This is a genomic window from Aurantimicrobium sp. MWH-Uga1, assembly GCF_003325955.1.
GTDB lineage: Bacteria > Actinomycetota > Actinomycetes > Actinomycetales > Microbacteriaceae > Aurantimicrobium.
This window is the reverse complement of sequence record NZ_CP030929.1, coordinates 269,758-281,833: the sequence shown is the minus strand read 5'-3', so window position 1 is coordinate 281,833 and position 12,076 is coordinate 269,758. Positions and strand designations below refer to the sequence as shown.

Annotated in this window: 12 protein-coding genes and 1 tRNA gene; 4 read left to right on the top strand and 9 right to left on the bottom strand. The window is 55.4% G+C overall.

Translation table 11 applies throughout. The features are described from left to right. Nucleotides 1-6 precede the first annotated feature (6 nt). The 4 genes from AURUGA1_RS01475 to AURUGA1_RS01460 all read left to right on the top strand — a co-directional run bounded on the left by AURUGA1_RS01475 (nt 7) and on the right by AURUGA1_RS01460 (nt 4,434). Nucleotides 7-1,641, top strand: coding sequence for a DNA repair helicase XPB (locus AURUGA1_RS01475; RefSeq protein WP_114128561.1), 1,635 nt, complete (start codon nt 7-9; stop codon nt 1,639-1,641). Nucleotides 1,642-1,754: 113 nt separating this feature from the next. Beyond that, on the top strand, nt 1,755-2,447 hold the full coding sequence (locus AURUGA1_RS01470; RefSeq protein WP_114128560.1) for a response regulator transcription factor: 693 nt from the start codon (nt 1,755-1,757) through the stop codon (nt 2,445-2,447). A gap of 96 nt (nt 2,448-2,543) precedes the next feature. Further along, complete coding sequence (locus AURUGA1_RS01465; protein ID WP_114128559.1) at nt 2,544-3,995, top strand: cell wall metabolism sensor histidine kinase WalK; 1,452 nt, start codon at nt 2,544-2,546, stop codon at nt 3,993-3,995. A gap of 148 nt (nt 3,996-4,143) precedes the next feature. Further along, the gene (locus tag AURUGA1_RS01460) at nt 4,144-4,434 is read left to right on the top strand and encodes a WXG100 family type VII secretion target (RefSeq protein ID WP_114128558.1); all 291 of its coding nucleotides are present in this window, start codon (nt 4,144-4,146) and stop codon (nt 4,432-4,434) included. A 62-nt stretch (nt 4,435-4,496) separates the two neighbouring features. Here the strand turns inward: AURUGA1_RS01460 and groL are convergent, their stop codons facing one another. From groL to cysS, 9 genes are all read right to left on the bottom strand, one after another. After that, complete coding sequence (groL, locus tag AURUGA1_RS01455) at nt 4,497-6,116, bottom strand: chaperonin GroEL (protein ID WP_114128557.1); 1,620 nt, start codon at nt 6,114-6,116, stop codon at nt 4,497-4,499. 180 nt (nt 6,117-6,296) lie between these two features. Then, on the bottom strand, nt 6,297-7,334 hold the full coding sequence (locus tag AURUGA1_RS01450; protein WP_162784026.1) for a DUF3048 domain-containing protein: 1,038 nt from the start codon (nt 7,332-7,334) through the stop codon (nt 6,297-6,299). A 68-nt stretch (nt 7,335-7,402) separates the two neighbouring features. Further along, nucleotides 7,403-7,606, bottom strand: a complete 204-nt coding sequence (locus AURUGA1_RS01445) for a cold-shock protein (protein WP_096382174.1) — start codon at nt 7,604-7,606, stop codon at nt 7,403-7,405. Nucleotides 7,607-7,734: 128 nt separating this feature from the next. Beyond that, on the bottom strand, nt 7,735-8,283 hold the full coding sequence (locus AURUGA1_RS01440) for a LytR C-terminal domain-containing protein (protein WP_114128555.1): 549 nt from the start codon (nt 8,281-8,283) through the stop codon (nt 7,735-7,737). Between the two features lie 12 nt (nt 8,284-8,295). Continuing rightward, nucleotides 8,296-8,553, bottom strand: coding sequence for a DUF3263 domain-containing protein (locus AURUGA1_RS01435; RefSeq protein ID WP_114128554.1), 258 nt, complete (start codon nt 8,551-8,553; stop codon nt 8,296-8,298). Between the two features lies 1 nt (nt 8,554). Beyond that, a tRNA-Thr gene (locus AURUGA1_RS01430) sits at nt 8,555-8,627 on the bottom strand. 37 nt (nt 8,628-8,664) lie between these two features. Then, nucleotides 8,665-9,576: a thioredoxin domain-containing protein gene (locus AURUGA1_RS01425; protein WP_114128553.1), complete on the bottom strand. Its 912-nt coding sequence runs from the start codon at nt 9,574-9,576 to the stop codon at nt 8,665-8,667. Nucleotides 9,577-9,663: 87 nt separating this feature from the next. Continuing rightward, entirely contained in the window at nt 9,664-10,659 is a 996-nt protein-coding gene (gene rlmB / locus AURUGA1_RS01420) for a 23S rRNA (guanosine(2251)-2'-O)-methyltransferase RlmB (protein WP_114128552.1), read from the bottom strand. Further along, on the bottom strand, nt 10,649-12,055 hold the full coding sequence (gene cysS, locus AURUGA1_RS01415) for a cysteine--tRNA ligase (protein WP_114128551.1): 1,407 nt from the start codon (nt 12,053-12,055) through the stop codon (nt 10,649-10,651). The genes rlmB and cysS overlap by 11 nt, the downstream gene beginning before the upstream one ends. Nucleotides 12,056-12,076 lie beyond the last annotated feature (21 nt).

Here is a 12,076-nt window from a genome sequence, read left to right as displayed (position 1 = left end):
AGAGAGATGCCCGAAGGACCGCTCATTGTTCAAAGCGACCGTTCCGTTTTACTGGAAGTCGCTCACCCGCAGGCCGCAGACGCCCGCCATGACCTAGCTGTCTTTGCGGAGCTTGAACGCGCTCCCGAGCACATTCACACCTATCGCATTACCCGTTTGGGGTTATGGAATGCGCGTGCTGCTGGGCATACCGCAGAAGAAATCTTGGGAACGCTCGAGAAGTATTCGAAGTATGCAATCCCAGCCACTGTCTCGATAGATATCGAAGAAACCGTCAATCGTTACGGACGACTCACGATAGAACGAGATGCTGAGGGTGTGCTTATTCTTCGCGGCACAGACAATGCCGTGCTGGCAGAAGTATCGCGATCGAAGAAGGTCTCCGACTTACTCGTGGATCGTCGGGAGGATGGCAGCTACGAAGTAGCTGCCTGGGCTCGAGGACAACTCAAGCAGGAACTTCTCAAGCTGGGGTGGCCGGCGGAAGATCATGCCGGATATAAGCCCGGTGCACACCATGACATTGATCTCGCAACCGATGGGTGGGCACTGCGCCACTACCAAGAGAAGGCTGTGTCTAACTTTCTCGATGGTGGCTCTGGTGTTGTCGTGCTTCCCTGTGGCGCGGGAAAGACCTTGGTCGGTGCCGGCGCGATGGCTGCCACCAAGACGGACACGTTGATTTTGGTCACCAATACTGTCTCTGCTCGCCAGTGGCGAGATGAACTTCTCAAGCGCACCTCCTTGACGCCTGATGAAATTGGCGAGTACTCCGGCGCAACCAAGGAGATCAAACCGGTCACCATCGCGACCTATCAAATCCTCACTGCCAAACGCGGTGGAGAATTTGCGCACCTGGCACTGCTTGATGCGCTGGACTGGGGTCTGGTGATCTATGACGAGGTTCACCTCTTGCCAGCGCCGGTGTTCAAGCTGACGGCGGAGCTGCAAGCTCGACGCCGTCTGGGCTTGACAGCGACGCTGGTGCGTGAAGACGGTCGTGAATCAGACGTGTTTAGCCTGATTGGTCCCAAACGTTTTGATGCACCCTGGAAAGAAATTGAGCAAGAAGGTTTTATTTCTCCAGCCGAGTGTAAAGAAATCCGCATTGACCTCGATCCCGAGGAGCGTTTGATCTATGCAGCTGCCAGCGATGCTGAACGTTATCGCCTGGCTGCAACCTCCCCACGCAAAATTGAAATTGCAAAGAAACTCATTGCCGCCCACCCCGGTGAGCGTGTGCTGGTAATTGGTCAATATCTTGACCAGCTAGCTGAGCTGGGGGATGCCCTGGGTGTTCCAGAGATTACGGGCTCTACTGCGGTTGATGAGCGAGAGCGTTTGTTCAATGCGTTTCGCGATGGCAGTGAGCCGGTGCTGGTGGTGAGCAAGGTGGCCAACTTTTCTGTCGACCTTCCCGAAGCTAGTGTGGCAATTCAGGTTTCTGGCGCATTTGGTTCACGGCAAGAGGAAGCTCAACGCCTGGGTCGCTTGTTACGCCCCAAGAAGAGTGGTTTCACCGCGACTTTTTACACCCTGGTTGCCAGAGACACGGTGGATCAGGATTACGCGCTGAACCGTCAACGTTTCTTGGCTGAACAAGGGTATTCCTACGAAATCATTGACGGTCACACCATCTAATTTCTGCCAATCTTCCGCATATTCACTGGGAATACACCTGTCCACAGGCTGCGCACAGTTGCCTTCCTAAAAACTCTCAGGTTACGTTCAGGAAACAGTCAGATACTAGAGGCATGGAAAATCCAAAAATCCTCATAGTTGATGACGAACCCAACATTCGCGACCTGCTGACCACCAGCCTTCGCTTCTCCGGGTTTAATGTTCAGGCAGTCGGAAATGGTGCCGCAGCGATTTCTGCAGTTCTGGCAGAAGAACCTGACCTCATCGTCCTCGACGTCATGCTCCCAGACATGAACGGTTTCTCCGTGACGAAGCGTTTGCGCTCCTCCGGATACACCGCACCCGTTCTTTTCCTCACTGCTAAAGATGACACCCAAGACAAGATCACGGGTCTCACCGTCGGCGGAGACGACTACGTCACAAAGCCATTTAGTCTCGATGAGATCGTCGCTCGCATCAAGGCGATTTTGCGCCGCACGATGCAAGCAGACGAGGAAGCACTCATCCGTGCTGGTGAGATCACCATGGATCAGGACACTCACGAAGTCGTTGTCAACGATAGCGTCGTGGAACTGAGCCCCACCGAATTCAAGCTACTGCGATACCTCATGCTCAACCCCAACCGTGTGCTGAGCAAAGCTCAGATTCTTGATCACGTGTGGGAATACGACTTCAACGGTGATGCAGGAATCGTGGAATCCTATGTCTCCTACCTGCGCCGCAAACTTGATGCCGTCTCCACAGAGCCTCTAATTGCCACCAAGCGTGGCTTCGGTTACATGCTCAAGGTTGCCAAAGCCTCCTAACACAGCGCCTCCAACGCCAGAAGAAAGGGCGAGACTCCCTCCCAGGGATCTCGCCCTTTCAGCATTTACACACCTCACCTGCTTAGATTGCTAGTGATGCCTTTCAATCTCACAGACACATGGAACGCCATCTCCTTGCGCACCAAGGTGACCGGCGTCACAGTGTTGTTGCTGACGATTGGATTGCTGGTTTCGGGCATTGGAACCATGGCCATGCTCAAGCCCGCCTTGATCGGACAGCTGGATACACAGCTCAAGGCTGTGGAGCAGGATCTATCCAGTGTGTTGCAGCTGAGTAAAACCGGTACAACCCAGCAAACAGCCCCCACGGACTACTACTACGCGGTCTATAGCGCCAGCGGCATCCTGCTCGAGCAAAACTGGTCAGATAAGCCAGCAGCGAGCCGTCCCGACCTCCCCAATGGCATTACTGTTGCCCAGGCTGGAACGCTTGACGGTGCCATCTTCCCCATCAAGTCGGAAAACAATCGCACCCTCTTCCATGCGATTGCTGTGCCCGTCACCTTCGATGATTCCACCGGAACACTGGGCACCGTGGTCGTTGCACTGTCCACCGCAAGCGTGGACCGACTCATGACCACCTATCTCTCGATCTTCCTCGGCTTAGGGATTGCCATCGTGATTGTGGGAGCTTTGCTGACACGGTTCTTGGTGACCACAACCTTTGCCCCGCTGCGCCAAGTGGAAGAAACAGCTGTGGCAATTGCTGATGGTAACTTGAGCCTTCGTTTGCCTGCCAGCGCACCCACCAACACCGAGGTGGGGCGACTGAACCGCTCCCTGAACATCATGCTTGCGCGCATTGACCGCGCCTTTGCCGATCGTGCGCGCACTATTGACCAAATGCAACGCTTCGTCGGTGACGCAAGCCATGAGCTGCGTACCCCCCTGGTTTCTGTCCGCGGCTATGCCGAGCTTTATCGCATGGGTGCACTCCAAACACCCGAAGATGTAGCTCAAGCCATGGACCGCATCGAGAAGGAAGCCATTCGCATGGGTGCCTTGGTTGAGGACCTTTTGGAACTAGCGCGCATGGATGAAAGTCGTCCCCTCGAAATCAGCACCTTTGACCTGCTTGCTGTTGCCCAAGATGCAGCATTAGATGCAGGAGCTTTTGACCCCGAGCGCACCATCACCGTCAGCGGTGACTCTGTTGAGATTCAAGCCGAAGAAAACAAGATTCGTCAGGTTGTGACCAACCTGATGGGTAATGCTTTGCGCTTTACTCCCGTGGGCTCCCCCCTGGAACTCGTTGTCTCTCACAACGACGGGGCAAAGAATGCAACCATCTCGATTGTTGACCACGGTGAAGGAATCCCGAAGCAACTGCGAGAGAAAATCTTCGAGCGCTTCTATCGTGCCGATAACTCTCGTGCGCGCGAGACAGGCGGAAGTGGACTGGGACTAGCCATCGTGGCCTCGATTGTGAAGGCACATGGCGGAGACATCAAGGTCACCGCAACCAAGGGTGGCGGGGCAACCTTCTCCGTCAGCCTGCCTGTCGTCCACACCCCTACCGAGCTCTAACTCCTCCACAGAAGCAGCTCTGGCTCCACGGCTGGATATTCTCGCGCTCTATCGTCATCACCAGAGCGCATCCGGTCCGCAGCACTCCCCCTCATGCTTAGGGATCGGATGCGCTCTTTCCATCACGAACATCCTGGAGGAGAAAGTCATGCCCATGTTTCATGTCGACAGCGATGCTGTCAGCACTGCGAGCGTCCAAGCCCAACAATCTATTGCCCGGATCCAGTCTGAGGTCACCGCTCTGCACGCTCAGCTGACCAACCTACAAAGCTCTTGGAGCGGCTCTGCCGCCACGGCATTTCAGGCAGTGGTTTCAGAGTGGCGGTCAACAGCAGCCAGGGTTGATGAGAACCTCAGCTCCATCAATCACGCACTCTCCCTCGCAGCACAGCACTACATGGACATTGAGCTCGCTACAGCGCGCATGTTCCGCGGTTAGTGCACTAAACCAAAGAACGCCTCCCCAATCGGCGGGGAGGCGTTCTTTAGTTGGTGTGTGACTTAGAAGTCCATTCCACCGGAGGGGTCACCCATAGGTGGAGCAGCCTTCTCTGGCTTCTCAGCGACAACTGCCTCAGTTGTGAGGAACAGTGCTGCGATAGATGCGGCGTTCTGCAAAGCAGAGCGGGTTACCTTCGCAGGGTCGATGATGCCAGCAGAGAGCAGGTCAACATACTCGTCGGTTGCGGCGTTGAGGCCCCAGCCGATGTTGAGTGAACGAACCTTGTCAACAACAACGCCGGGCTCGTGTCCTGCGTTGAGTGCAATCTGGCGAAGAGGAGCTTCGATAGCTACCTTCACGATGTTTGCACCGGTTGCTTCGTCGCCGGTCAGCGAGAGCTTCTCGAAAGCAGTCTTGCCAGCCTGGATCAGTGCAACACCACCACCGGGGACGATACCCTCTTCAACTGCAGCCTTCGCGTTGCGGACAGCGTCCTCAATACGGTGCTTGCGCTCCTTGAGCTCAACCTCGGTAGCTGCACCTGCCTTGATGACAGCAACACCACCGGCGAGCTTAGCCAGGCGCTCCTGGAGCTTCTCGCGGTCGTAGTCGGAGTCGGTGTTGTCGATCTCGGCGCGGATCTGGGCAACGCGACCTGCAATCTGGTCTGCGTCTCCAGCACCCTCAACGATGGTGGTCTCGTCCTTGGTGATTACAACCTTGCGAGCCTTACCCAGCATGTCGAGTTCAACGTTCTCGAGCTTGAGGCCGACCTCTTCAGCGATAACCTGACCACCGGTGAGGATGGCGATGTCCTGAAGCATGGCCTTGCGGCGGTCACCGAAGCCTGGAGCCTTCACAGCTACGGACTTGAAGATTCCGCGGATCTTGTTGACAACCAGGGTTGCCAGTGCTTCACCGTCAACGTCTTCAGCGATGATAAGCAGCTGCTTACCAGTCTGAATGACCTTGTCCACGATGGGCAGCAAGTCCTTGATGTTGGAAACTTTGCTGTTGACGATCAGGATGTAGGGGTCTTCGAAGACTGCTTCCTGACGCTCTGGGTCGGTGACGAAGTATGCGGAGAGGTAACCCTTGTCGAAGCGCATACCCTCGGTGAGCTCGAGCTCGGTTCCGAAAGCGTTGGACTCCTCAACGGTGACCACACCTTCCTTACCAACCTTGTCGATCGCTTCAGCAATCAGTGAGCCGATCTCGGGGTCAGCTGCAGAGATAGATGCAGTAGCAGCGATTTCTTCCTTGGTCTCAACCTCTTTAGCGTTGTTGATCAGTTCCTCGGAAACAGCTGCAACAGCCTTCTCGATACCGCGCTTGAGCGAGATGGGGTCTGCGCCAGCAGCAACGTTGCGAAGACCTTCGCGAACGAGTGCCTGAGCCAGAACGGTTGCGGTGGTGGTTCCATCACCGGCAACGTCATCAGTCTTCTTGGCAACTTCCTTGACCAGCTCGGCGCCAATCTTCTCGAAAGGGTCGTCCAGTTCGATTTCCTTAGCGATGGACACACCATCGTTGGTAATCGTGGGGGCGCCCCACTTCTTCTCGAGGACGACATTGCGTCCACGTGGGCCAAGGGTGACCTTGACGGTGTCAGCGAGGATGTTCAGACCGCGCTCTAGACCGCGACGTGCCTCTTCATCAAAAGCAATTAGTTTTGCCATGGTTGTTTTTCGTCCCTCCCGGACGTAACGAATACTGCAAAGGATTAGCACTCAGTTCTTTCGAGTGCTAATTCAATATTGGCACTCTCTGCACCAGAGTGCAAGTGTGTACGCTCAGTGCGAAACAGATAACCCCCAGCATGTGCCAGGGGTTATCTAAAGAGAACTCACAGTTCAGCTCTAGGGGTTGATGGTCACGCTTCCACCGGGAACGTAGGAATCGTTGGGAACCATTTCGATCCAGGTGTTTCCTGGTGCCAGACGCACGGTCACACCGTTGTCTCCCTTGAAGACAATCGGCGCAGCAGTTGCAGCTTTGCTCCAGGTTCCGTGGACAGCCTTGCCACCGGAGAGCACCCACATCTCGCCACTATCAACCATGCGGGTGCGGGGAACACCCACAAATTCGTCCACGTTCACCTTCATGACAACCACGTTGCTAGTGCTCAGCTGAGCACCGGTGAGGTCAAGGTCGGGGCCGCCCCATTGGGTGCGCAGATATTTGCCTGACGCAGCGTCGTATGTCCACATGTTGTCAGACTGGTTGCTAAACACTAACTGAACAGACGAAGCTGGGCTTCCATCCAATGCCGCCGTGGAGGTTGCCAGTGAAGAAGAGTAAGCCCACTGTTGTGCAGGTGGGGCAAGACCGGGGTTCGCAGCGATAACCTCCTGAGCGCGCAGCATCAGGTTGTAGGGAGCGACGTTGTAGTCGTTGCGGAACATCGCTGGATCATTTTCGGTGACGTTGACCAAACCAGTGTCGACGGCCAAGTCACGCGTTTCTTGAGCTCCATAACCGGAGTACGCAATGATTCCGCCAAATGGTGCAGCAATGTCCGCATCCATGGGACGCAATGAACGAACAGGGCCAACCACGGCAGGAACGTTCGAGTTCCAAATGGCGACATAGCGAGTAATGCCACCTTCGACGATTTCTTCAAAAACCACATCACTCTGGTTAAGACCATCTTGTGGCTCACAGTTGTAGACGTTACAAATCTTCACCGACAGTGCAGGCCCCACCGTGGTGCCCTCGGGGAGGACAAGCCCGGTCAACGGAGCATAAGCAACGGGAGCAGGTGCTTTATACGTGGATTTATAGCTGGGGGTAGTTGGTGATGGAGATCCACCAGAACACGCAACCAGACCAAACGCAAGAGCGCTCAGAGCAGCTATTCCGACAGCACGAGTGAGAGTACGCGAAGTTTTAGTCACGACCACAGACTAACGCCGCCCACATTGGTGGACGGCGTTAGCTCGGGCGTGCCCGAATATTACGAGACTTAAGCCAGTCGAACCGACTCAGCCTGAGGACCCTTGTTTCCGGTACCAACCTCGAACTCTACTTTTTGACCCTCTTCGAGGACCTTGTAGCCGTCCATGGTGATAGCGGAGTAGTGGACGAAAACGTCCTGCTCGTCGCCATCTACGGTGATGAAACCGTAGCCCTTTTCAGCGTTGAACCACTTAACGGTTCCAGTGGCCATGTGTAACTCCAATTGCAGTATCCCAACCGACACACACAAATCGCTTGTGCCGTTGCTCTCACACTACTGGTGAATCGGGAAGTTTGGTTAGCCTAACCTCACAATTAATGTCGCATTATGGCAACGATTTAGCCAACGTAATCTGAACCGAGCACTAACGTGATGGCGGCGGAGCTCTCAATGTACTTGTCTGTGAGCTTGATTGTGCCGTATCCCAGCGACTGGGCAACACCTCGTGCAGCACCCTCCAAGGAAGGGTTTCCGTAATAAATGAAGGTCTCTGTGGTGTTTTCGCTCGCGTTAGATTTCGCGCCAATTGTCCACCCCTCAGCGGCAAGCATGTCACCAACTTGGGTGGCGTATCCAGCTTGGCCGGTTGCGTTGAGCACGTTCACCACAGATGCTGGATCGATTGTTGGTGCTGCCGTGGGCTTAGGTGTTGCTGAGGCGGCTGGGGTAGGCAGCGCAAAGATGCTCTCAAAATCTTTCATGCTGATGCTGTCACTGGAGACAATCAACGTTCCCACGCCTCCGACGACAAGAACACCAGTAGCTAGAGCTGCCCAGGCAAACTTAATCCAGCCAGCGCCGGGGCGCTTCGGAGCACGGTGAACACCGCGACGATCTGATGTGATCACCAGATCATCAAAAATGTCCTGCACGTTCTTTTCAGCCATCTCAGTATTCTTTCAGTTCTTGCCTGAAGATTCAGGGTTAACGCGCCTGTGGCGGGAACGGTGACGTTCTTCCCTGACGCGTTGGAGCCTATTGACCAACTCAGGATCATAAGCGAGTGCATCTGCAGAGGACATAATCGTGCCCAGAACTTGGTAGTAGCGAGCCGGAGACAAACCGAAGGTTTGTCTGATGGCATCCTCTTTGGCGCCTGAGCGTTCCCACCATTCACGTTCGAAATCGAGAATGGCACGATCACGCTCGTCTAACACGGGCCGACTATGGGACTCGAACCCACAACCCCCGCTTTACAAGAGCGGTGCGCTACCAATTGCGCCAAGTCGGCTTGTGTGAGGTGATGATCACCTCACGACCCATTAATCCTAACCTGCGGCAGGAGTAGCGGGTGTCGTCGATGCAGAGTCACCGGCAACTTGGGTAATGAAAGCAAGGAATTCCTTAGGGTCCACGATGGATCCGGTGTAGACCTTGCCATTGACCAAGATGGTAGGTGTGCCCACACCGTTAGCTCCTGACTGCTTTGCTGCATCAGCCATGGGGCCGTTGAGCGCATAGTCAGTTGCCTGCTTAGCCCAGGGGATAAATGTCTGGTCTGCAATGCACTTATCAATCTTGGTTTGGTTCTCTGGCTTCTGCTTGGCAATCAGAGCCTTGAGCTCGTCATCGTTCCAACCAGGGGTTCCTTCTTGAGGCTGGTTGAGATAGAACGCCTGGTTGACTGCCCAGAAAGTGTTGGGTGAGTATTCAGCAACACAGGCTGCAGCTGCAGTTGAACGCAACGAGTACTGGGTTCCAGCCGAACGGTTAGCCAACATACCAATGGGGTGAAGTTCTAGAGTTGCCGCCCCAGCTTCAACAAGTGTTTGGAGCTGCTGAGCGTTTGCCTCATCAAATGCCTTACATGCAGGGCAGAGGTAGTCCTGGTAAACCACAATGTTCACGGTTGAGGATCCAGGAGTTGGCGTAGTTGCAATGGGGTCTGAACCGGGAGCGCCCGCGTCAGAGAGAATCGCACCCATTCCAGAGCCAGAAAGCACGATGCCGTCGCTGGCCATGTTGGCAGGACGTGGGCCTTCCTTGGGGCCGGAGGTGGCCAAGGTCACGATGAAGATAGTGGCGATGGCAATGATGCCCAAGCCAATACCGCCTTGAAGGAACAGGCGGCGACGCTTCTCTGTCTTGACTTGCTGTTCGCGAAGTTCTTTAGCTTTTGCACGAGCAGCTTCACGCTGCTGGTTTCGAGTGGGTCGGTTGCCGTGGGCTCCGGTGCTCATTCTCGTTACTCTCCAAAATGTGAGGGGACACGTGGACAGTCAGTCACACGTGCTGGAACTACCTTAGAGGGGAACTCTGTGAAATTACTAAACGGATGCTGAACGCAAACGTGCAACTTCATAGAGTGCAACGCTGGCTGCAATACCCGCGTTGAGTGATTCTGTGCTGGAAGAAATAGGAATCGAGACGATGGCGTCGCAGTTGTCGGTGACAAGCTTGGACAGCCCCTTACCTTCGTTACCCACCACGATCAACAGTGGGCGGTCAGCAAGCTCGAGTCCAGGAAGCATGGTGTCGCCACCGCCATCCAAACCAATCACAAAGACACCTTGGTCTTTGAAGGACTTGATAGTTGCAGTGAGGTTCGCTGCCATGGATACTGGCAGGCGCGCAGCCGCGCCTGCGGAGGTTTTCCAGGCAGCAGCAGTGACACCCACCGAGCGACGCTGAGGCAAAATGATGCCATTTCCACCGAAGGCAGCAGTCGAACGAATAATCGCACCAAGGTTGCGTGGATCGGTGATGCCATCAAGTGCCACAAACAAGGGTGTCTTGTTTGCTTCGAAAGCTGCTTCGAGAAGATCGTTGGGGTGAGCGTAGTTGTAAGGGGGAACCTTGACGGCAACGCCCTGGTGCACTGAGTCATACCCACCCATACGGTCAAGCTCAGGCTTCATCACTTCCAAGATGGGGATGCCGCGCTGAGTGGCAATGGCGAGCATTTCCTTCACGCGGTCATCCATCTCGATACGCGTAGCGATATATAAAGCTGTTGCCGGAATCTTGGCACGCAGTGCTTCGAGTACCGAGTTACGACCAGTGACGATCTCAGTATCGTCAGCAGCTTTACTGCGCTTGGGCGCAGCCTTGCGTTGACCATCCTTGTTGTTGCGGTTGAGCTTGCCCATCGCGGCAAGCTTTTCGCGACGAATCTTTGCTTTTCCAGCGGGGTGCCACTCGCGGTCCTCTGCCTTCGGGGTAGGACCCTTGCCCTCGAGGGCACGGCGACCTAGACCACCGGTTCCCTTCGAGGGGCCTTTACCTGATTTGCGGACTGCTCCAGCCCGAGGCTTACCTGCCATTGAAACTCCAATGTGCACCACTAGGGGTGTCTTCGATAGTGATTCCTGCTGCAGCTAAACGCTCACGCAGAAGATCTGCGGTTGCAAAATCTTTATTCGCTCTAGCCACAGCACGAGCTTCGAGAAGTTCAGTCATCAACAGCTCGAGAGCTGCATCACCCTGGCTTGAGTTTGCTGACCACTGTTCATCCAGTGGGTTCACACCCAACACATCCAACATCGCCACAACCTGTGCTGCTTGTGAAGAGGCAGTAGCAGAATCCCCGGCATCCAAGGCAGTGTTGCCGGAGCGAACCAGCTCAAAGACCACCGCGAGCGCAGCAGGAATGTTGAGGTCATCATTCATGGCATCGCGAAAACTGGCAGGAACATCGGCAGAGCCGATCTGTCCTGCCTCACGCTGGGTGCGTGAGAGGAAACCTTCGATGCGATCGAAGGAAGCTTTCGCTTCCTCGATGGCACCATCGTGCAGTTCGAGCGTGGAGCGATACTGGGCTGAACCTAAGAGGTAGCGCAAAACTACAGGCTTCGCCTTGTCGAGGAGGTCTTTGGCAAAGACGGAGTTACCCAGAGACTTACTCATCTTTTGACCCCCCACCGAGACCAGGCCGTTGTGCAGCCAATACTGGGCAAAACCATCACCGGCAGCACTGGACTGCGCAAGTTCGTTTTCGTGGTGGGGGAAGCGCAAGTCGAGCCCACCTCCGTGGATGTCGAAAGCACTACCGAGGTACTTGGTGGACATGGCCGAGCATTCAATATGCCAGCCTGGACGCCCACGCCCCCAGGGGGAAGACCAGGAGGCAGACTCGGGATCGCCTTCTTTGTGGCCCTTCCACAGTGCGAAGTCTTGGGGTGCCTTCTTGCCACGAGGATCTGCATCTGCTGCAGCTTCCATCTCGGCAGGCTTTTGATTGGTGAGCTCACCATAGGCTGGCCAGCTCGCGGTGTCGAAGTAGACGTCTCCGGAACCACCCGGTGCTGGGTAGGCGTGGCCGCGTTCAATCAGGCGCTCAATAATGGCAATCATCTCGGGGATACTTGCGGTCGCGCGGGGCTCATAGGTGGGGCGTTGAATTCCCAGCAGGTCATAAGCTGCAGTGAACTCTGCCTCCATGCGGTATGCCAAAGCCCACCATTGCTCCACCCCGGCAGCACGAGCGTTTTCTAGAACTTTGTCGTCAATATCCGTGACATTGCGCACCAGGGTGACGTTGTAACCCTCATGCGTGAGCCACCGGCGCAGTTGGTCATAGACCAGTGCGCTGCGCAAGTGTCCCACGTGCGGACTGGACTGCACGGTGGGTCCACACACGTACATCCCGACCTCGCCGACAACACGGGGAGTAAAGTCCCGAAGGCTTTGCTCCTTCGAGTCAAATAAACGCATGCTCACTCTTCAAGCCTATCGGCGCAG